Source organism: Zongyangia acetica (assembly GCF_038739695.1).
GTDB classification, from domain to species: Bacteria; Bacillota; Clostridia; order Oscillospirales; family Ruminococcaceae; genus Zongyangia; species Zongyangia gallinarum.
In genome coordinates this window covers 186,132-207,889 of record NZ_JBBEWN010000004.1, presented here as the reverse complement: position 1 = coordinate 207,889, position 21,758 = coordinate 186,132, and the positions used below count along the sequence as shown (strand labels likewise).

Here is a 21,758-nt window from a genome sequence, read left to right as displayed (position 1 = left end):
AAATTCATTTCCCAAAACATTGAAGGAGTGTAAATTTACTATGGCTAGTAACAAAATTGTTGTTCCCCAGGCAAGAGAAGCTCTTGACCGTTTTAAAATGGAAGCTGCCAACGAGGTTGGCGTTAACCTGAAGCAGGGCTATAACGGCGACCTGACCTCTAAGCAGGCTGGCAGCGTTGGCGGCCAGATGGTAAAAAAAATGATCGAGGCATATGAGAATTCTGTAAAATAACTTACCCCTCAACCAAAAGCAGGACGCCAATGGGCGTCCTGCTTTATTTTATGACCGATCAAGAAGCTTCCACAACTTTTCCAGCAGCCCATGTATTCTTGACTGGTGATTCTTCTGCTGTGATCTTCCATGCAAACCCATCTCCTGGCGGAGTGGCTCTACCGGTTTTTGTCCCGACTGCAAGGGTTGTCGTCTTTCCCCAACGCCGCCAAAGGCAGGATCTCTCTCAGTGACCTGCGGCGGCTTCTCGAAAAAACGAATCCTTTTCCTCAGGCTGGGCAGTTTCCTCCTTAGAATCTAGAGCCTCTGGCTCCACATTGGCCGTGGTCAAGGTCAATCGGGCAGAAGCCTTATCAATCATTCCGTCCAGCACATTCAGTTTTTCCTCCATCTGGGCCACTGCCTGGGATAGATGCTCCCGGACTCGAGCTACGTCCTCCTTTAGGTATGCCATTTGACCGGAGAAGCTCTCCATCTCCGAGGTAGCATTCCGGACAATCCCCTTGGCTCTCACATTGGCCTGAAAAATGATCTGCTCCGCTTTTTCCTTCGCGTCGATGAGCGCATCTCCAATCTGCTGGGACATATCATCGTATTTTTTGCTCTTGTATTCAAAGCTTTCCGCTTTAAACTGGAGCTGACGATTCTGCTCTTTTAGGATCTTCAGCTCCCGATCCTTATCCTCGCTGAGCTGTTTATACTTTGCCATATCCAGGCTTATATCACTTAACTGCGCCGTCAGTTCCCGAATCTTGTTTTGTTCAGATTCCAGCTTCTCCTGGGCAGTCTCTAATTTGAGGTTCACCGAAGCAATATCTTCCCCCAGCTTTTGGTTCGCTGCTTCCAGCTCCGTAATCTTTTCGCCTAATTGTTTTTCCATCTCTTTGGATGAACTGCTCAGTTCATCAATATAGGTAAGCACTTCGCTTTTATTAAATCCACCTACAACGCTGGTTTTAAAAAGTGCCTGTTTCTCCATTGCACGCACACCCTTCCGGCTAAGCCTTCCTCCAAAAATCGCCCATTCCTAGTTATCATTATTATAACATTTTTTATATGAAACACAATATTTTTATTTTTCTAAAGAAAAGTCAAAAATCCCCAATAGCAAAGCTTACCAACAAAGGTACGCCTCTCTATCGGGGATAAAAGCTTGTATCAAAGGCCGACAGGAGCCAATATGGTCTGCGTCTCATCCAACTCGATGCGGATATTTTCGAAATTCCCGGTCATTTCAATGGTTCCAATATCTTCTCCCACAGGGGATTGCATCTTACCTTTTTCCTGCTCGCCCTGCCTGTCAAAGACAATATTCTGGACGGGGGCAATCTGATCTTCCATCCCCTGAATTTTTACACTTCCCCTAAAAAACGCCGCGTGAAACAGAGGTCGGTAGATTTTTCCCTCCACAGTAATTCCAGTCTCGCTGAGATTTTCTGTGTCTCCGTTTTCATAAGCAATGGCATTCATCTGGGTGTCAATCTCCATTGGGAGCCAAGAACAACCGTAAATCAGCACAAGAGCCACAATTGCAGCAAAAACCACCCAAAACATCGGATTCTTTTTCATGGGTTACAACCTCCCCCATATCAAAACAGGACGCCTTCGCGTCCTGTGAGTTTCCAGCACATTTTCCTCAATGGAACATGTCCTTTTTGATGAAAATTATGGCAACGATTGCCATCAGTATGATGGTGATGCCAATGGGAAACCAGAAGTTAGGAATGGGAATATTGGGCACATTCATTCCATAAAAGCTGGAGACAATGGTCGGCACTGCCATCACAATGGTGATACAGGAGAGCACCTTCATCACAATATTCAGGTTGTTTGAAATAATGGAGGCAAACGCATCCATGGTGCCCGACAGGATGTTGGAATAAATATTACACATTTCAATGGCCTGCCGCACCTCAATGAGGACATCTTCCAGAATATCCTCATCCTCATCGTATAATTTGATAATGCGGCCCCTCATTACCTTTTCCAAGGTCATCTCATTGGCCTTAAGGGATGTGGAGAAAAATACCAAAGATTTTTCAAGGCCCAACAGCTGAATCAGTTCCTTATTTCTCATAGACTTATGCAGCTGCTGCTCCACATAATGGGAAATTTTATCAATCTGTTTTAAGTATTGCAGATACCGCACCGCGATCCGAAGCAGACAGGTAAAAAGAAAACGGGTCTTTAAATGGGGCTGTACATTTTTCACCATTCCATTGGCCATTTCGCTGATCACAGGGTTCTCCTTCAAGCAAACGGTAATGACCATTTTCTCCATGATAATGATCCCCATAGGCATGGTCGAATATAGAATGGTATTATTGTCTGTTTCTTTTTGTTGGGTGGGGTAGTCCACGATCACCAAGGTTTGGTCCTCTTCTTTTTCAATACGGGAGGTTTCCTCCTCATCCAGTGCGGCCCGAACAAATTCCTGATCCGCGCCCAGATCTTTCACCAGATATGCTACCTCTTCTTCCGTAGGACTAATTGCGCTGATCCAGCAGCCCTCTTCCGCTTGGGAGATCTGCTGGATGCGGTTATCCACTGTCTTGTAAAAGCTGAGCATCTTGCTTCCTCCTTTACGGCAGAAGCAATCTACGGCACCGCTCCTGCCCATATTTGATTGTACTTCGATATGTTCCACTAGGGTCAGGGCTCAATGCCGTCACCTCCTACTTACAATATAACCGCTATGGCATTGTTCTTTCATAATAACTTATCTCAAGCCATAAACCTTATTCATTATATCACAAAAACCATCGATTGCAAGCGAAACAAAAAGATTCAGCGAACTATTGGGTTCTTACGGGGTATAATTACCCTTTTTCAGACAATTTGGACGAATTCTCATATAAATGGATAAAAATAAAGGATGGCAAACGCCATCCTTTATCTGTAACTATCTTAGTCCAATTTCTCTCCGCAGTAAGGACAAAACTGGATTTTGGGTTCGCGAATCGGCAATACTTCATTGCAGTGGGGACAGCGCCAATACTGAAACAAAAGCAAGGCGCCTACAGCCATGATGACAACACCGACTATCATACCGGCAAACTTAGCCCCTTCACCAGGAATCAGCAGGGCAGATAAAATAAGAGCCACGCAGCCAATCGCCCATACTGCCAATGCAATGTTCCTACCCTTTCTAAAGTTCACAGGATTCTCTCCCCACTTTTTAGCATAAAAAACAAAGGGACAGAGTAAATTTCTCTGCCCCTTGCAATCTTATTTCTGATTAAAAATTTTCATAATGTCAAAGTAATCGTCATCGTCTCCAACGCCCTTGTCACCGCTATCCGCAGCAGGGGTCACGCCGCTTTTAAAGTTATAATTGACAGCCGCATCCAAACGGTCGGCGTCAAAGCCGGTGGCAATGACAGTAACCTGCATCTCATCATTGAGATTTTCATCAAAGGTAACACCCCAGATGATATTGGCATCAGGATGGGAGGCCTGGGTAATCATCGAAGAAGCGGTATCCACTTCGTCCATGCCGATATCGGAAGAGGAAGTGATGTTGACAAGAACTCCCTTGGCTCCATCGATGGAAGTCTCCAGCAACGGGCTGGAAATAGCCATCGCCGCTGCTTGTTCGGCCTTGTCCTTGCCCTGGGCATGTCCCACGCCCATGTGAGCATAGCCTGCATCCTTCATAATAGAGGTCACATCCGCAAAGTCCAGGTTTACTAAACCGTTGGTATGTACCAAATCGGAAATACTCTGTACGCCCTGACGCAACACATCATCCGCCGCCTCAAAGGCATTGGCCAAGGTGATTCTTTGTTCGGAAATCAGCTTCAACCGTTCATTGGGGATGACCAGAAGGGAATCCACATGCTCCCGCAAAGCCACGATACCGGCTTCCGCCTGCTCCATTCTTTTTTTGCCTTCAAAAGCAAAGGGTTTTGTCACAATACCTACTGTGAGGATTCCTAAATCCCGAGCGACTTCCGCCACAATCGGTGCCGCACCGGTACCGGTACCACCACCCATACCAGCGGTAATAAATATCATATCTGTTCCCTTCAGAACAGCCGCAATTTCTTCCCGGCTTTCTTCCGCCGCCTTCTGTCCGATCTCCGGCTTGCCGCCGGCTCCTTTGCGCTTGGTCAACTTTTCACCAATGAGGATCTTGTTGGGAGAGAGAGAAGCATCCAAAGCCTGCTGGTCTGTATTCACCGCTAAGAAGTCAACATGCTGTACGCCTGCGCTGATCATCCTGTTGACAGCATTACCACCGCCGCCGCCAATGCCGGCGACCTGTATCTTTACCACCTTGTCAAAGTCATTCGCCAAATCAAAATTCATAGGCATGTGATGCTTTCCTCCTAAAAACCAAATACTATATCATTATGTCACAATCAGTATCAGTCAAAAAAATACAAGATATAGAATATCTTCATTTACATTATAATTTAACAGATTCTACGCATAATTTCAAGAACCCCTGGGGAAAAACTGTATTTTTTTCATAAATAATTAAGTCAAACAATATCTACTTAGGTTGATGCCGCGCTCTGGGATGTATTATCCGTATCTGAAGTCGTGGACGAAGCCTGTGAGGAAGCATCCTGGGAATCATCTGGTACCGAGGAATCCGGTTCCGACGTATCCGTGCTCTCTTCCGGTGATGCAGTTACCGGTGGAGTAGTTACCGTCCCCATGATCTCATCAAAATCCCCGGCTCGGAAGCGGACATTGGGCTGATCCTCATCTACTGCCCCGCTAGCGTCGATGATACCTTCCTGGTTTTCAATATTTTCCTGTTTAAGCACCTGGCTGACAAAATTAATTTTGTATTCCAATTCTGCCTGAGACCCTAGTTCTATCTTAATGGCGTTTTTGTAGACCAGATAAAGATTCAGTGTATCTGTGACATCGATGACATTGATATTTTCCACCATCCCGTATTGGGTCAGCGCCGCGATCAATTGATTGAGAATCTGGATTCGCGTAGGGTCGTCCCCTTCTGTCAGATACTGTCCTACCTGGGGTGTCGCCATATCCAAACCGCTGACGACTGCTACATTTGACGGCGGAGAAGTTACCCCTGTTTCCAAAATCTTGCCGCCCTGACTAATTAAGCAGTAAGTCTCCCCAGTCTTTACTGCGCCGATAACCTCTGCTTCTGTCAGTTCAACAGAGAGCACCGAAGGCAGCTTTCGGGTAACCTTGGCGGACTCTATATAAGGCAATGCTTCAGAAATCCGCTTTGCCACCTCATTGGTATCAATTTTAAACAGGTTGTCCCCAGTCTGAATCTGGGTCGCCTGTATCACCTGGTTGGTCGAATACTTATCCGACCCGGACACCGCAAAGCTCTCGACCTTAAAAAATACATTAAAGGTCAGATAAATCCCTGCACCAAGGACGAAGATCATCAGCAGCACATAGAGAATGGTGTTATTCTTCTTGTGCTTTTTCCGATGTCTGCGTCCATTGGATGCCCTTGCTTGATCCTGCATATTTTGCAGCCTGTTGGCCTTTTTCTTTACACTTCCCACTTTTGACCTCCGCTCGAGCTCTACTCTCTTTTTACCCTTGCTCCTACTGATGTCAAAACTTTTTCTATTGTCTCATAGCCTCTGTCAATGTGATGGATTCCGGTAATGACTGTTTCTCCCTGGGCCGCCAGCGCCGCTGTCATCAGCGCCGCTCCGCCCCGCAGATCTGTTGCGCATACCTGTGCACCATGAAGGGATGAGACACCCTCCACCACTGCCACACGGCCTTCTATTTTAATATCAGCGCCCATTCGCATTAGTTCATAGGCGTGCTTATATCGGTTTTCAAAGATATTTTCTACAAAAATAGTCGTTCCCCCTGCCAAGGTGGAAAGGGCCATCACAGGCGCCTGCGCGTCAGTGGGAAAGCCTGGATACGGCATGGTTCTCACCAGGCGCAGCGGGTTGAGTGAAGCGGATCTTTCGATAGAAATATAATCCTCGCCATATTCCAGCTGACATCCGGATTCCTCAAAGAGGGGGAGCACTGCTTTCAGATGATCGGGACAGCATTCCATGAGGGACAGGCGGCCTCCCGTAATCGCCGCACAACTTAGATAGGTGGCTGCGACAATCCGGTCAGGAATTACGTTATGTTCTGAGCCTTTCAAGGTTTCCACACCGGTGATTTCAATGGTGCCTTCTCCAGCCCCTTTGATTTTTGCCCCGCATTTGCTCAGGAAAGCTGCCAGATCCACAATTTCGGGTTCTCTGGCCGCATTAATAATCTCTGTGGTCCCCTTAGCAGTCACCGCCGCCAGCATAATATTTTCGGTAGCGCCAACGCTGGGAAAGGACAGTACGATCTTGGCGCCTTTCAGCCTGCCGTGGCTGACACAGTCAAGAAATCCCTGTTCCTCTACGATCTCTGTGCCTAACTTCCGCAAAGCCTGTAGATGCAGATCAATAGGTCTTGGCCCCAATTCACAGCCTCCTGGATAGGAAATGGCCGCCTTTTGACAACGGGCGATAATCGCCCCCAAAAACACGATGGAAGATCGCATCTCCCTCATTAGGTCATCTGGGATATCGCTGCGGCAGACCGTATCCGGAAGCACAGTCAAAGTATCTCCTGCCCTTTTGACCTGGCATCCCAAGTATTCCAAAATTTGTACGGCAGCATCCACATCGGATAGGCGGGGGCAGTTATGTAGGATGCTTCGGCCCTCACATAAAAGGGTAGCGGCCAAAATCGGCAGGACGCTGTTTTTGGCCCCCTGCATTCTGATTTCTCCCTCGATTTTGCGGCCGCCCTCAACAATTAATCTCGACATTTTCACGCACCCTTTCGCCCAAATACAAAGGCAGGGTGGATCCGTCCTGTTCTCAGGGAGAGCGGTAATTCTATGGTGCATCGGACGATCACCCTTGCACAGTTATCCTATGCAGGGGTGCAAAGCTTTGTGCATAGCGATTTCCAGGCTTTCAAAGGGATTTCTCGGTGAATGATCAATTACTTTTCCAATTTTAAATGGTTTATACTCTATTTTCAAAAACTGTTATCTGTCTTTCAATAGCTTTAATATTTCCCGATAGATTCTCTCATTGGAATCAATAATAGCCATAGAGCGCGCATTATTTCCCAAATGGCGCAAGGTAAAGGGATCGGAGATCAGTTCCTCTACCTGTTTGCAGAGCATCTCTCCTGTCAAATCCTTTTCCTCAATGACCACAGCGGCGTTACGGTTATAAAGGGCCATGGCGTTATGATACTGATGATTTTCCGCCACATTGGGAGAAGGGATGAGAATCGAAGCCCGGCCCGCCGCTTCGATTTCTGATAGGGTAATAGCGCCGGCTCTGGAAATGACCAGATCCGCTGCGGCAAGACATCGCGGCATGTCGTCGATATACTCTCGAATAGAGATGTTTCTGCAGCCGCTTACATCCACCCCTTTTTCCTTGAGCAAAGCTGGGAATAGCTCTACCCCATAAGATCCGGTTGCGTGAATGTGCCAAATCTTTCCTCTTTTGTAGTGCCATGCCATCAGATCGGCAATCGCTTCGTTAATCCGCCGGGCCCCGAGACTTCCTCCAAAGGATAGGATACACACCTTATCGTCTGGAATTCCCAACTCAATGCGGGAAATATCCCGGTCCGCCTTGAGCACGCTGCCGCGGATAGGGTTGCCTGTAACAACACAGCGGTCATCACAATTTCCCAAGTATTTCTTTGCCTCCGGCACCGCCAGTAGGATCTTATCCACATATTTAGACAATAGCTTGGTGGTGACACCCGGAAAGGCGTTTTGTTCATGGGTCACTGTCTTAATCCCCATCTGGGCAGCTTTGCGCACCACCGGACCGCTGACATAACCGCCGGTTCCCATGACAATGTCAGGGGAAAAATCTTTGATAATCTGCCGAGCCCGGGCGCCGGAAGTGGCAAGATAAGCCACCGCCATGGCGTTATTCTTGATATTGCGCAGGTTAATCTGCCGTTGAAAGCCCTTGACCTTGATGGGGGTAAAGTCAAATCCCGCCTTGGGAACCAGGGAAGCTTCCATTCCGTGAGGGTTGCCACAGAAAAGGATTTGGCTATCCGGCTGTTTCTGTTTGATATAGGATGCCACGGCAATGGCGGGGTTGATGTGGCCCGCAGTTCCTCCGCCAGCAAATAAAATTTTCATTTTCACGCACCCTTTACTTGATGTAATCCCGGCTAAGGACCGGTGGTTTTCTCACTTATGTCTTTTCCAATGCACTGTAGCGGCTCACCGACAACACAATTCCCATCTCTGCCAGCAGCATACAAAGAGCGGTACCTCCATAGCTGAAAAATGGCAGGCTAATACCTGTATTTGGAATAGTATTGGTGACAACCGCAATATTCAAGATAGCCTGGATTCCTACCTGTGTAGTACATCCCAGTGCCAGCATAGAGCCGAATTTGTCCGGTGCCCGCATGGCAATGACATAGCCACGCCACACAAGCAGCGCGAACAGAATCACAACAATGGCCGCTCCAATAAAGCCCAACTCCTCGCAAACGATGGAAAAAACAAAATCATTTTGCGGCTCTGGAATATAAAGATATTTTTGCCTGGAATTGCCTAAGCCCAACCCCATCAACCCACCAGATCCTATAGCTAAGAGGGACTGAATGGTCTGAAATCCCTTACCCTGCGGATCAGAAAATGGGTCGATCCAGTATTCAACACGGCTCATGGCGTAGTCTACCACACCCGGGACAAAAAGCGCTACCAAAACAGTAACCGCAACCAAGCCACCGGCGAGGGCAAACCATTTCAGATTGGTCCCACCCGCAATCATCATAATACAGCCGATGGAAAGAATCAGAATGCTTCCGGAAAGGTGGGGTTCCAAAAGCATTAACCCTACAATAACCGCGAGAAGTATAACAAAGGGAAGCGTACCATATTTGAAGGTACTCATCTTATTCCCGTTAATGGCAATGAGCTGGGCAAAGGTGACTATGACAGCGAATTTTGCAATTTCGGAGGGCTGAAAGGTTCCAAATCCTAGATTGATCCATCGCCTGGCCCCGTTGAATTCCGGCATGAACAATACAACAACCAATAGCAAGATAGCCACTGCGTAAATTGGGAAAGCCAAACGATGGAAAAAATGATAGTCGAAGTTGCAGAAGAAAATCATGGCAATAATGCCGAGAGTGGCCCATAATAGCTGCCGTTTGATATAGAAAAAGCTGTCGCCTTCATGATAGTAGGCGTAGGCGTAACTAGCGGAAAAAAGCATGATGAGGCCAAAGATAACGAGAACCAGCACCAAAATCAGGAAGGTCAGATCGATGGGGCCTTTTTTTAGTTTTTTAAGTTTTTTTTCTTGCAAAGCCTCGTGACCTCCCAGTTTTCTTGATTTGTATAACTGAAAAATTTACATAGCCCATACTGCGAGCACCGCAAGGGCGCATCCAATCAGGGTAATCAAGGAAAATAGCGCAACGATTTTGACCTCGCTGTATCCTGACATCTCAAAGTGGTGGTGGATGGGGCTCATTTTAAAGACACGTTTTCCGGTGAGCTTAAAGCTGGTAACCTGAATGACCACCGAGAGCGCTTCAATAATATACAGAATCCCCACCAAAACCAGAATCACTGGCAGGCCTACGCCAAAAGCTAATGCCACCACCATGCCTCCAAGAAACATGGAGCCGGTATCTCCCATAAAGACCTTGGCAGGATGAAAATTCCATACAAGGAAACCAATGCAGGCACCAGCCAGAGCCGTGGCCATAATCCCCATGCCGGCAAATCCCATGATCATGGTAATCAGCATAAAACCAATGGCCGCCACGAAAGTCACAGAGGCAGCCAGCCCGTCGATGCCATCGGTCAGATTCACCGCATTGACGATAAATACAATGAACAGCACCATCAGTGGGTAATAAAACACGCCAAAATCCAGATAACCGATAATTGGGAACCAGAGCATTGTGCTTCTGTCTCCAGCCAAATAGAGGGTCAGCAGGTAGAGAATGGCAATGAGAAACTGCATCACCAGTTTTTGCTTGGCCGTCAGACCCAGGTTGCGCTTTTTCACCACCTTGATGTAGTCGTCGATAAAGCCCATAAAGCCAAAACACAACGCCATAACAAGGCCCGCAATTAGCCGGGTATTCTGCACGGTATAGCTAGGATTTGAGAGGACACCGGTCTGTGCATTTAAGATACCAACTCCTGCTGCCACAGCAATGACAACTCCGATGATAAACATAATCCCCCCCATAGTAGGGGTTCCCTGTTTGTTTTTGTGCCAGGTGGGGCCGATATCATTGATGGTCTGGCCATAATGCACCTTTCTGAGAAAGGGTATAAACCATATGCCGATCAGCGCCGTCAGACCAAAGCCGACGACCGCAGAGACTACCGTTGACAGAGAGCTCATCATTGCCTTAACACTCCTCGCAGAACCTTGAAATTACGTCTTCTAGCTTCATCCCCCGGCTTCCTTTAATCCAGAGAATATCCCCCTCCTTGGTCTCGCTTCTGAGAAGCTCTGCCAAGGATGCTTTATCTTGAAAATGAATACACCGGGCGATACCGGCCTTCTTCGCTTCATCCGCTAAGTACTTCGCTTCATTGCCGTAGCAGTAAAGGGCATCAATATTATTTTCCGCGGCAAAGGTTCCGATCTGGCGGTGAGCCTCTTCGGAAATATCTCCCAGCTCCAGCATATCCGCCAGGACCATCCTTTTCTTTCCCCTGCACTCCATTCCCCGCAGGGTAGTAATGGCCGCCCGCATGGAGTCAGGGCTGGCGTTGTAGCAATCTTCCACCAAAGTGACGCCACGGCATTGCCGCATCCTCTGCCGCATCCCTGAAGGCTCATAGGCCGACAGGGCGTCCGCACAAACCTGCGGAGGAATCTGGCAGTATACACCTACCCCAAAAGCCGCCAGGGCGTTGAGAACATTGTGCCGACCAATACAAGGCAGTGTACATGGGTAACTGTTCCCCTCAAACTGGATAGAAAAATGGATATTCTCCCCTGCTTCGTGAATATCGATTGCCCGGATAGCACAGTCAGGCGAGTCAATTCCATATTTTACCACATTGCACTGTCGATTCCGGTAGTTTTGGAGCAGATCGTTGTCTCCGTTGATGAGAAGCGGCGCTCCCTCCGCCATGCCGTCGCAAATTTCCGTTTTGGCCTTCAGGATATTTTCTCTGGATCCCAGTTGTTGCATATGGGATACGCCAATGGTGGTAATTACCCCAATATCAGGGCGGACACACAAGGTCAAATCGTGGATTTCTCCAAAGCCACACATACCCATTTCAAAAACCGCCGCCTGGGTGGATTTTGTAAGACGCATAACCGTCCTAGGCAGTCCGATTTCATTGTTTTCATTGCCCAGGGTTTTGAGCGTCTCATATCGGCTCATCAGAACCGCCGCCGTCATATCCTTGGTCGTTGTCTTCCCCACACTGCCGGTGATACCTACACAGTGGAAGGAAAACCGCTGCCGGTAATAGGAGGCTATGTCCAAAAGGGCCCGCTGGGTATCCGCAACTACCAGGATATTTTGATCCCACAGTGGATTTCCCGTCTCTACTGGGTGCTGGGCCACACAGGCTACAGCCCCTGCTTCAAAAGCCTTGGCAAGAAATCCATGGCCGTCAAAACGCTCCCCTACCAGCGCGACAAACAGGCTGCCCGGCTGGATGGTCCGGGTGTCGGTGCTAATTTCCAGTACCTCTCCGTCACTTCCATAAGAAGCTCCCAGAACGCCGGCAATTTCCCGGACGGTCATCTTTTCCATAGTCTCCCCCATTTCCCGGATATCTTCCAAAAAATTTAATACTTATAGTATATTTTATTCTCTATTTTTCTTTTTGTTTTCTTGCCAGCAGGTCTTTGACAATTTCATGCTCATCAAATCCAATGGTACCGAAGTCTAGCACCTGGTAATCTTCATGCCCTTTGCCGGCCAATACCAACAGATCTCCAGGCTGCGCATGCTCCAGCGCCCACTGAATGGCCTGATAGCGGTCCACAATTACTTTATAAGGAATCTTATATTCCTCAAACCCGGGAAGTCCGTCTTCGATAATCTGCATAGGATCCTCATCCCTGGGATTATCTGATGTAAAAATGGCAAAATCAGCATATTTGGCTACCGCTGCCGTCATCTTGGGGCGTTTGGTCCGATCTCGGTTGCCAGCGCATCCAAAGAGCGCTACCAGCCGTTTGGGATGCAGTTGCTTCAGTGCTGCCATCACCTTTTCCAGCCCGTCTGGAGAATGAGCATAGTCGCAGATAATCGTAAAATCGTTGTCTCCCGTATCCAACACCTCGGTGCGGCCGCGGACTCCGGTGCAGGTGTTGAGGCCATTCACCGCCTCCTCAAAACTGAGGCCCAGCGCCATGCAGGCACAAGCGGCGGCTAAGGCGTTTTCCACCGAAAAACGGCCGGGCATACAAAAGTTGACCCTGGCGATAACACCATTGCCCACCAAGGCAAATTTATTGGAAGAAAGCTCGAACTTGATATTTTTCGCTACAAAGTCCGCTCTGTCGTCGTCAACGGCATAGGTAACCATTGATTTTTTTCCCTGATAGCGTTCAATGAGCCGGCGTCCATAAGGATCGTCATAATTGATGACTAGATTTTTTGCCTGCTCAAACAATTTCGCCTTGGCCTCGAAGTAGTTTTCCATGGTTCCATGGTAATCCAGATGATCCTGGGTCAGATTGGTAAAGACCGCCGCTTCAAATTCGCAGCCAAACAGCCGCTTTTGATCCATGGCATGGGAAGAAGCCTCCATCACCACGTATTCACATCCTGCACTGAGCATCCGTTTGAGCAGGACATGCAGTTCTCCCGGATCCGGCGTCGTATGCTTTGCCGGGATACGCATATCCCCGATTTCGTTGTGAATGGTCCCAATCAGCCCCACCTTTTTGCCTGCGCTCTCCAGAATGTGCTTGATAAGGTTGGTGATGGTGGTCTTGCCGTTGGTACCGGTAACCCCTACCAGCTTCAGGCTTTTGGCTGGATTCCCACAGATGGCTGCGGACAGCAGGGCATAGGCCTCTCTGGTATCCTCCACCACAAATTGGTTTGGGAACTCTCCCAGATCCAGCGGGTGCTGGCATACAATGGCAGCCGCTCCCCCTTCGATGGCCTTTTGGGCATGGTCATGTCCGTCGAATTTGAGTCCCTTGATACAGACAAACAAACTATCTTTCTCTACCCTGCGGGAATCGCAGGTAACCTGATTGATTTCACAGTCAGCACAGGTCTGCTGAGAACCGATCGCCTGGAGCAATTGACTCAGCTTCATAGAATCCCTCCTGTCTGCCGGCCGTCGGGTTTTGTCAGCCCGACGGCGGGGGACCCGTTCCGAAAGGACCGGTATCCCTAGTATGAGCATAAGTTGTCATATTTATATCGAAATATCTCTGATTTTCCCCGTTCGGATTAGGCTACTGGATCATTGTTGACAAAGCTGACCTCAATGACCGTACCTACTTCCACCATGGTGCCAGCCTCCACCGACTGGCGGGAAGCAATGGTTGTGCTTCCGTTGAGATCCACGCCGGAGAGCTTAACATTAAGGCCCAGATTGGTCAGGGTCTGGTTTACCTGAAGCGCTGTCATTCCCTTGACATCCGGCATCTCCACCAGACTGCTGGTGTTATCCTCTTCCGTATACAGAATCACCTTGCCCTCTCTCGGGATAGGCTGGCCTGCCAGAGGCACCTGTTTGACAACGGTTTCTCCGCTGCCCACAACCTCTACATCCAGCCCTTCTTCTGTAATGGCGGATTGGGCCTCTTCTATCGTCATCTTCAGAACAGATGGCACCGTAATATCCATGTTGGCCAGTTCTTCCGCTGTATATTGAGGTTCCACTCCCAGATAGGGCAGCGCCTCTTCCAGCACTTCCTTGACCACCGGTGCGGCGATGACGGAGCCATAGACATTTTCCATATAAGGCTCATCCAGCATCACCAAAACAGCGATCTGAGGATCATCGGCCGGTGCGATCCCCAGGAAGGATGCAATGTGAGGGCCATTGCCGTTTTCATCCTGCTCGTCGATCTTTTCAGAGGTTCCCGTCTTGCCGCCTACCCGGTAGCCGGCAATATAGGCGCTCTTGCCACTGCCGTCGGAATCGGAAACAACCTTTTCCAAAATACCCGCAATGGTGGAGGAGACTTCTTCGCTGATGACCTGGCGCTTCACTGTAGGTTCGGTGGACTCCACAATATTTCCGTCGGAGTCAACAACACTTTTAACAACATAGGGGGTCATGAGGTTACCGCCATTGACCGCCGCAGAAACGGCGGTAATCAGCTGAATGGGGGTCACCTTAAAGGTCTGGCCGATGGAGCTAACACCCAAGGTATGGGGCCTGCTCATCAAAGTTTCCATGCTGTGATAAAGGCTGGAAGAACCTCCCTCTTCACCCGGCAGATCGATGCCGGTTTTCTCGGTCAGGCCAAATGCCTCAAAGTATTTATAGAAATTTTCCCCTCCCATAGCCGTACCTACCATGATAAAGCCTGGGTTGCAGGAATGCTTGACAATTTCCGTGAAATTCTGAGTGCCATGGCCCGCCAGCTTCCAGCATCCTACCGACCGGCCGCCGATGGTATAATGTCCGGTACAAACAAAGGTGTCATCTAAGCTACTGGTTCCCAGATCCAGGGCGCTAGCCGCGGTGATAATCTTAAATACAGAGCCAGGCTCATAGGGCTCGGTGATGGATTTATTTTTCCACTGGGCAGTCTGCTCAATCTGTAATTGTTCAGCATAGGCTTCTTCATCCCCTTCTACCGCTTCCAGACGTTCCAGAGCATAGGTATCTGTAACGGTAAAAGGATCGTTGGGATCAAAGTCCGTCTTATTGGCCATAGCGAGAATTTCACCGGTATTGACATCCATAACGATACCGGCAGCCCGGTTTTTAACATTGTTCTCCACCACCGCTGTTTCCAGCGCCTTTTCCAGATAGTGCTGGATGGTCTCGTCAATGGTCAGAACCAAGGAATTGCCGTCCTCCGCTTCGATCATCTGGTCGTACTTATAGGGCATATCGCTGCCCCAAGCATTTTTAGCGGATACAACACGGCCTGGCGTCCCGCTGAGCACGTCGTCATAATAGCTCTCAATCCCGTTCAGGCCCTGGTTATCTTCACCGACAAAGCCCAGGATATTGGCCGCAAAATTTCCATAGGGATAATAGCGTTTGTTGTCCTCCTCAATATTGATAGCAGAAATACTATTATCCGTGGCGAACTGAGTCACCTCATCTGCCAGTGGTTTTTCAATTCTTTTTTTGATGACTTCATAATAATTGTCTTTTTCACACTTTTCTAAGATGGTTTCCTTATCCACCTCCAATATCTCGGAAAGGCCAGAAGCAATTAGCTCCTTCTGCGCATCGTCCTTGATATCGTTAGGCGAGACAAATACAGTCCAGACCGTGGCGCTCTGGGCCAGTACGTTCATATTTCTATCGTAAATTGTGCCCCGCTTCGGGCTAATGGTCGTCACCCGCATCTGCTGTGCCTCTGCCTTGCTCTGATAGACATCACTTTCTACCAGCTGAATGATGCACAGCCGGACAATAAGGGTAGCAAAGCCCACAACGGCCAGACCGCATAGGATCACCATCATGCGCTTTCTCATTTTACTCGTGGGTCCCTTGGACAAAGTCAGCCGCCTCCGATCCCAGTCACTCTAAAAAATTAAGAGTCAAGACACCCGCTTAACTCTTGTTATCCTTTACCATACTTATTTTCTAACTAGCTCAGGTATTCCTTGATTTTGTCGAACCAGCCGGCAATCGTATCAAATATATTTCCACTTGATTTTGGATTGGTCAACTCGATTTTGTCCTCCTGGGTCAAATTAAGATACTGTACCTGGTAGTTATTCATTTTTGTCAGGCCCAATTCATTAACAGCCTTTTCTTCAATGTTATCCAACGACATCTTCTCTTCTAATTCTACATTGAGACGGGTATTCTCGCTTTGTAGAATCTGAAGATCTTCGTTTGCCGCATTGATTTCTTCCCCGATTTCGGTCAGAGCCACACGATTGACAATCATCAGGGAGGTGATTCCTATGACGATGACCGCTGCAAAGAAAATCTTGACCATGGCCACACGATTGACCCTCTGGGCCTTTTTCCCTTTGATGACCCGTATCTGGGGCTTTTTCTCCTGCTTGCGTTCAAATTTTGATAAATCGTACGCTGTGCTTTCACGGCTGTATTGCATAGAACTTCACCCCTTATTTTGCATTTTCTGCACACTACAGCTTTTCAATAACACGGAGCTTGGCCGAATGGCTGCGATGGTTTTCCTCCAATTCCTTTGCACTCGGCTCAATGGGTTTTCGGGAAACCAATTTCCCCTTGGGTTTGTTTCCACATACACACACCGGAAAATCCGGAGGACAGGTACATCCTCTGCATAAGGCGGCAAATTTTTGTTTCACCATCCGGTCTTCCAGTGAATGGAAGGTGATAACCGCAAATCGGCCGCCAGGACGAAGCCTGTCAAATGCCGCATCCAGTCCCCGAGACAGACTTTCCAACTCGCCATTAACGGCGATACGGATGGCCTGGAAGGTGCGCTTGGCTGGATTGCCACCGGTGCGGCGGGCCGCCGCCGGAATAGACGCCTTGATGATATCGCAAAGCTGGAATGTGGTTTCCACCGGCTTTTGACGGCGGGCCCGCTCAATATTCTTTGCGATCTGAAAGGCAAATTTTTCCTCGGCATACTCCCTTAAAATACGGGTCAAATCCTTGACACTGTAAGTGTTTACAATGTCATAAGCGCTTGTACCCGTCTGGCTCATGCGCATGTCCAGCGGTGCGTCATGCTGATAAGAAAAGCCCCGCTCCCCTGTGTCCAACTGATGGGAGGAAACTCCCAAATCCAGCAGGACGCCGTCTATCTTCTCAATGTGAAGCTCATCGAGCACATGATCCATCTCCGCAAAATCTGACTGGACAACCTGTGCCATAGGATAATCTGACAGCCGCTGGGTAGCGACTGCAATGGCATCAGGATCTTTGTCCAAGGCAATGAGCCGGCCAGACGGCCCCAGCCGTTTCGCAATTTCGCAGGAGTGTCCCGCACCTCCAGCAGTGCCATCTACATAGATTCCGTCCGGCCGGATGGCCAGCGCATCCATGCACTCACCAAGCATCACAGAGTAATGTCGAAACTCCAAACTACCTCACCCCAATCAGAACCCTAGCTCGTCCATGGCTTCTGCCACCATTTCAGGCGTAATGTCTTCACAGTAGCTTGCCCATCTAGCGCTATCCCAAATTTCCGCCCGGGTGGATGCGCCCACCACTGTGACATCTTTGGAAAGGCCCGCGTATTCTCTCAGGTTCTGTGGGATGATGACCCGGCCTTGCTTGTCCCCTTCTACCTCCACGGCTCCCGCATAAAAAAAGCGTTTAAGCATCCGGGATTTGGAAAGGGGCAGCTCGGAAAGCTTTTGATCCAGCTTGTTCCACTCTTCCAAAGAGTAAACAAACAGACACTCATCCAGGCCCTTGGTGATGATAAAGCGGTCTCCCAGATCTTCTCTGAGCCGTGCGGGGAAATTGACTCTGCCTTTTGCATCCAGGCTATGCGTATATTCGCCAATCAGCATTTCCCCACCTCCTTAAAAACGGGCTAGAAACCAAGTTCTAGTTCACCACTTTTAACCACCATTCACCACTTTTCTATAATTATAACCGTTGACTTTTGAAATTGCAATAGAATTTCATATATTTTAACAGAATTTACAATCTAAATTTTGGCAAAAAAATACCCCTCCGTCTAAAATCGAAGGGGTATTTTTGTCTAAGTATACCAGAAATTTAACGTTTCGGATTTTTTAGTGCATACCGGGTCGTTTTCACCTGGTTTAGAGAGGTATTCAGCATTTCTTCCGCCTCTTTTAGCACATTATCGGCAAATTGGTTGGCCGCCTGGCGGATTTCTCTGGCCTTGTACTGAGCCTGGCTCACAAGCTCTGCCGCCCTGGCCTGGGACTGCTTTACCACTTCCTCCTGGGCAATCAGCGCGCGGGCCCGGTCCTCGGCCTTCTTAATCAGCGCGTCCGCTTCCTTCTTCGCGGTCAGGATGATGTCGCTGCGGTCGGCTACAATCGCCTTCGCCTGCTTAATCTCCGTGGGCATATTGAGCCTGATGTCATCGATGAGCTCTCTGACCCGCTCCGCGTCTACAACACAGCGTCCACCGGTTAGCGGAAGGCTCCAGGCCTTGTCCAAAAGTTCATCCAGTACATCCAAAATTTCTTCTATGTTCATAAATGCCTCCCATCCGCGGTTTTATCCTCCGGACACTCTACCGCTTCTGTTATTGGTTCACAAAACCTACCAATTCCTATCATTATTGCGGATCCTTGTGGGTCAGGCGCCGCTCAATGTCAGAGAGCACCTGGGCAGGAACGAAATCACTGATATCCCCGCCAAACTGGGCTACCTGCTTGACAATGCTGGAACTTAAATACATGTTTTCCGCGCTGGTCGTCAAAAACACCGTCTCGCAGTCGGGATTGAGTTTTTTGTTGGTCAGGGCCATCTGGAATTCATATTCAAAATCTGAAACCGCCCTCAGTCCTTTGATGATGGCATCGGCGCCCTTGGCCCGGCAGTAATCGGCCAGCAGGCCGCCGTAAACATCTACCTCTACATTGGTAAAGTCTCCAATGCTGCGCCGGATCAACTCCACCCGTTCCTCCGGAGTGAAGGAGGGGTGCTTTGCGGGGTTATGGACCACCAGAACAATTACCTTGTCGAATAAGCTGGATGCTCGTTTAATAATATCCAAATGCCCTCGGGTAATCGGATCAAAGCTTCCTGGGCATATTCCAATTTTCATATTGTTTTCCCCCTCGACGTCGTCGCCCTATTCTGTTTTACTGAGACTGTATTTGTTTTTATTCTTCCGCTTCTCTCTTTCTGTAAAGGGTCAGCGCAATTTTTCCATATCGGTACTTCTTCTTTAAATAAAACTGCCCAACCTCTTCGGGCAACTCTTCATAGAGTCTAGTCTCACAAAGGATCGCGCCGCCATCGTTCATCTTTTCCGCCACCAGCGGTAACACCTCCGGCAGAATACCGCTATCGTAAGGCGGATCCAATAGGGCAATATCAAAGGTTTCCCCAGTGGAGCGGATAAATGCTTTCGCGTCCATGGCTGCAACCCGCGCCTTAGAACCCAACTGTGTTGTGGTCAGATTCTGTTTAATCACCTGCTGGGATTGGACACTCTGATCCACAAAAATGCAACAGCGGGCCCCTCGGCTCAGCGCCTCAATTCCCAGCTGACCAGAGCCAGCAAACAAATCCAAAACCATGGCCTGTTCCAGTTCAAAGTGAAGAATGCTAAACATAGCCTCCTTCACCATATCCGTTGTCGGCCGGACATCTCTCCCATCCAAGGTAACAAGCTTTCGTCCCCTAGCCGAACCTGTAATTACTCTCATATTTTACTTCTCCTATCTGCCCTCTGTGCAGCGGCAGATACCGAAGCACATCATAGCGAAGAATCATTCCATCCGCTAAAGTTCGCGTCCAGCTTCTGGATTTTCAGGTGATACAGCGTATTTCCCGGGAAATCTTCCTAGAAACGGATACTTCGTCATTACTATACATTATTAAACAGTGTCCGTCAATTGTCAAGTTCTTCACCGGGAAAGGTTAGTTTTCCTTTAAAAATTCGTACAGACTTTCTGCCGCTGTTTTGGTCATACCCTCGACCTGGCAGAGTTCTTCCACACTGGCCGCCCGAATCGCCTTCATGGTTTTAAAGTGTTTTATCAAGGCCACCGCCCTTGTTTTCCCAATGCCTTCCGCTTTGGTGAGCAGAAGCTGAAAGCTGCCGCTTTGATGTTTCTGGCGGCTATAACGGATACTATAGCGATGGACCTCATCCTGAATAGAGGTGACCAATGCAAAGGCAGACCGGTTGGAATTAATGGAGATTTCCCCTCCATTGGCCGCAATAGCGCGGGTACGGTGCCGGTCATCCTTGACCATTCCGTAGACTGGAATATCAAACCCCATGGCCCGGACCACTGGAAGGATGGTGCTCACATGCCCCTTGCCGCCATCCAGCAAAATGAGGTCGGGCAGCGGAGCAAAATGAGGATCCCCCTCCTGATATCGTTTGAGGCGGCGGACAATCATCTCGGTCATAGCTGCGTAGTCATCCGGTCCTGTCTGCCCCTTGATGGCAAATTTCTTATACGCTTGCTTCAGAGGCCTTGCATCCTCAAAAACAACCATGCCGCCTACAATGGTAGATTCCCCGATGTTAGAAATATCATAGGCCTCAATATAGTGAGGGGCATGGGGCATTCCCAACAGCCGGGCCAGTTCATCCAGGGCCGCGATCTCCCGTCCAGTACGGGCCGTCTCATGGGACAGGCGCTGGGAAGCGTTTTCCCTGGCCATCATCACCAGATCATGCTGTTCTCCCCGCTGAGGCACATGGATGTGCACCTTTCTGCCTGCCTTTTCCGACAGGTACGCTTCAAAGAGTTCCTGGTCATCGCAGGCCTCATCCAATCCAATTTGAGGAGGGATTTCATGGCGTTCATAAAATCGCATGAGAAACTCGCTGCGCGCGCTTTCCATACTCTCCACCTCGCCTAGCAGATAGTCTTTCTTGTCTACCAGCTTGGAACCACGGAAAATCAGCACCACTGCGCAGACCAGCCGGCCATTCTGGGCAAGGGCCACAACATCCTGCTCACTGACTTTGGAAAAGACCACTTTTTGATGCTCGGATATCTTTTCAATGGCTCGGATCCGATCCCGCAGGCGGGCTGCCTTCTCAAAATCCAGCGCTTCCGCCGCCTCTTCCATCATCGTCTGCAGATTCTTGATGGACTTTTCACTGCCGCCTTTGATAAAGTCTACCGCCTGTGCAAGGATTTCGTTATATTCTTCCAGCTTGATCCGTCCAGTGCAGGGGGCAATACATAGGTTGATATGGCTGTTGAGACAGGGACGTCCCTTTCCAATCTCCTGGGGAAACCGGCGGCTGCAGGTAGGAAGCTTAAAAGCTTTGTTGGTCTCATCCACCATCTGTTTGACCACAAAGCCGCTGAGATAGGGGCCAATATACTCATTGCCGTCATCTGGATGCCGTTTGACCTCACTGATCCTGCCCCAGGGCTTCTTTTCCACCTTAATATAATGATAGCCCTTGTCGTCCTTGAGCAGAATGTTGTACTTGGGATTATGCTGCTTAATCAGGCTGCATTCCAGCACCAAAGCTTCATATTCGCTTCCTACCACAATATAATCGAAATCATAGACGTGCTGGACCATCTGATATACTTTCGGAGGATGGTTGTCAATGGCCCGAAAATAACTGGATACCCGGTTTTTCAGCGCCTTCGCCTTTCCCACATAGATAATATGTCCTTGTTTGTCCTTCATCATGTATACGCCCGGCGAGAGGGGCAGACCGCTCACCTTCTTTTTAATGCGGCTCAGAATTTCCTCCTGCACTTCATCACCTCCTGCAAAAAG

General features: G+C 48.9%; 21 protein-coding genes. 1 reads left to right on the top strand and 20 read right to left on the bottom strand.

The genetic code is table 11. From position 1 onward, the window contains the following. Positions 1-40 precede the first annotated feature (40 nt). On the top strand, positions 41-232 hold the full coding sequence (locus WGC32_RS05540; protein ID WP_191481734.1) for a small, acid-soluble spore protein, alpha/beta type: 192 nt from the start codon (positions 41-43) through the stop codon (positions 230-232). A gap of 226 nt (positions 233-458) precedes the next feature. Here WGC32_RS05540 and WGC32_RS05535 read toward each other — a convergent pair whose 3' ends face one another. The 20 genes from WGC32_RS05535 to uvrC form a co-directional block, all read right to left on the bottom strand. Next, positions 459-1,211 (bottom strand): coiled-coil domain-containing protein, encoded by a 753-nt coding sequence (locus WGC32_RS05535; RefSeq protein WP_342680965.1) that lies wholly within the window; start codon positions 1,209-1,211, stop codon positions 459-461. 179 nt (positions 1,212-1,390) lie between these two features. Beyond that, the gene (locus WGC32_RS05530) at positions 1,391-1,801 is read right to left on the bottom strand and encodes a hypothetical protein (RefSeq protein ID WP_342680964.1); all 411 of its coding nucleotides are present in this window, start codon (positions 1,799-1,801) and stop codon (positions 1,391-1,393) included. Positions 1,802-1,868: 67 nt separating this feature from the next. Further along, positions 1,869-2,801 carry a magnesium transporter CorA family protein gene (locus tag WGC32_RS05525; RefSeq protein ID WP_342680963.1) on the bottom strand — a complete coding sequence of 311 codons (933 nt, stop codon included), beginning with the start codon at positions 2,799-2,801 and terminating at the stop codon, positions 1,869-1,871. A 338-nt stretch (positions 2,802-3,139) separates the two neighbouring features. Continuing rightward, on the bottom strand, positions 3,140-3,391 hold the full coding sequence (locus WGC32_RS05520) for a hypothetical protein (RefSeq protein ID WP_342680962.1): 252 nt from the start codon (positions 3,389-3,391) through the stop codon (positions 3,140-3,142). A gap of 69 nt (positions 3,392-3,460) precedes the next feature. Beyond that, entirely contained in the window at positions 3,461-4,543 is a 1,083-nt protein-coding gene (gene ftsZ, locus WGC32_RS05515) for a cell division protein FtsZ (protein WP_191481749.1), read from the bottom strand. A 191-nt stretch (positions 4,544-4,734) separates the two neighbouring features. Beyond that, complete coding sequence (locus tag WGC32_RS05510; RefSeq protein ID WP_342680961.1) at positions 4,735-5,739, bottom strand: cell division protein FtsQ/DivIB; 1,005 nt, start codon at positions 5,737-5,739, stop codon at positions 4,735-4,737. Positions 5,740-5,759: 20 nt separating this feature from the next. Beyond that, the gene (gene murA, locus WGC32_RS05505) at positions 5,760-7,013 is read right to left on the bottom strand and encodes a UDP-N-acetylglucosamine 1-carboxyvinyltransferase (RefSeq protein ID WP_342680960.1); all 1,254 of its coding nucleotides are present in this window, start codon (positions 7,011-7,013) and stop codon (positions 5,760-5,762) included. Between the two features lie 225 nt (positions 7,014-7,238). After that, the gene (murG, locus tag WGC32_RS05500; protein WP_342680959.1) at positions 7,239-8,369 is read right to left on the bottom strand and encodes an undecaprenyldiphospho-muramoylpentapeptide beta-N-acetylglucosaminyltransferase; all 1,131 of its coding nucleotides are present in this window, start codon (positions 8,367-8,369) and stop codon (positions 7,239-7,241) included. A 55-nt stretch (positions 8,370-8,424) separates the two neighbouring features. Then, positions 8,425-9,552, bottom strand: a complete 1,128-nt coding sequence (ftsW, locus tag WGC32_RS05495) for a putative lipid II flippase FtsW (RefSeq protein WP_342680958.1) — start codon at positions 9,550-9,552, stop codon at positions 8,425-8,427. 45 nt (positions 9,553-9,597) lie between these two features. Further along, positions 9,598-10,608, bottom strand: coding sequence for a phospho-N-acetylmuramoyl-pentapeptide-transferase (gene mraY / locus WGC32_RS05490; RefSeq protein WP_191481747.1), 1,011 nt, complete (start codon positions 10,606-10,608; stop codon positions 9,598-9,600). A gap of 7 nt (positions 10,609-10,615) precedes the next feature. Then, the gene (locus WGC32_RS05485) at positions 10,616-11,986 is read right to left on the bottom strand and encodes a UDP-N-acetylmuramoyl-tripeptide--D-alanyl-D-alanine ligase (protein ID WP_342680956.1); all 1,371 of its coding nucleotides are present in this window, start codon (positions 11,984-11,986) and stop codon (positions 10,616-10,618) included. A 61-nt stretch (positions 11,987-12,047) separates the two neighbouring features. Then, positions 12,048-13,511, bottom strand: a complete 1,464-nt coding sequence (locus WGC32_RS05480) for a UDP-N-acetylmuramoyl-L-alanyl-D-glutamate--2,6-diaminopimelate ligase (protein ID WP_342680955.1) — start codon at positions 13,509-13,511, stop codon at positions 12,048-12,050. A 137-nt stretch (positions 13,512-13,648) separates the two neighbouring features. Then, a complete protein-coding gene (locus WGC32_RS05475; protein ID WP_342680954.1) occupies positions 13,649-15,853 on the bottom strand; it encodes a penicillin-binding transpeptidase domain-containing protein in 2,205 nt (734 codons plus the stop codon). A 128-nt stretch (positions 15,854-15,981) separates the two neighbouring features. Beyond that, on the bottom strand, positions 15,982-16,458 hold the full coding sequence (locus WGC32_RS05470) for a cell division protein FtsL (RefSeq protein ID WP_191481723.1): 477 nt from the start codon (positions 16,456-16,458) through the stop codon (positions 15,982-15,984). Positions 16,459-16,492: 34 nt separating this feature from the next. Further along, positions 16,493-17,422, bottom strand: coding sequence for a 16S rRNA (cytosine(1402)-N(4))-methyltransferase RsmH (gene rsmH / locus WGC32_RS05465; RefSeq protein WP_191481722.1), 930 nt, complete (start codon positions 17,420-17,422; stop codon positions 16,493-16,495). A 15-nt stretch (positions 17,423-17,437) separates the two neighbouring features. Then, the gene (gene mraZ, locus WGC32_RS05460) at positions 17,438-17,857 is read right to left on the bottom strand and encodes a division/cell wall cluster transcriptional repressor MraZ (protein ID WP_191481721.1); all 420 of its coding nucleotides are present in this window, start codon (positions 17,855-17,857) and stop codon (positions 17,438-17,440) included. Positions 17,858-18,068: 211 nt separating this feature from the next. After that, positions 18,069-18,521 (bottom strand): ATPase, encoded by a 453-nt coding sequence (locus WGC32_RS05455; RefSeq protein WP_191481720.1) that lies wholly within the window; start codon positions 18,519-18,521, stop codon positions 18,069-18,071. Between the two features lie 82 nt (positions 18,522-18,603). Then, complete coding sequence (gene coaD, locus WGC32_RS05450; protein ID WP_191481719.1) at positions 18,604-19,095, bottom strand: pantetheine-phosphate adenylyltransferase; 492 nt, start codon at positions 19,093-19,095, stop codon at positions 18,604-18,606. A 58-nt stretch (positions 19,096-19,153) separates the two neighbouring features. Continuing rightward, positions 19,154-19,702 carry a 16S rRNA (guanine(966)-N(2))-methyltransferase RsmD gene (gene rsmD, locus WGC32_RS05445; protein ID WP_342680953.1) on the bottom strand — a complete coding sequence of 183 codons (549 nt, stop codon included), beginning with the start codon at positions 19,700-19,702 and terminating at the stop codon, positions 19,154-19,156. Positions 19,703-19,916: 214 nt separating this feature from the next. Beyond that, the gene (uvrC, locus tag WGC32_RS05440) at positions 19,917-21,737 is read right to left on the bottom strand and encodes an excinuclease ABC subunit UvrC (RefSeq protein WP_342680952.1); all 1,821 of its coding nucleotides are present in this window, start codon (positions 21,735-21,737) and stop codon (positions 19,917-19,919) included. Positions 21,738-21,758: the final 21 nt, after the last annotated feature.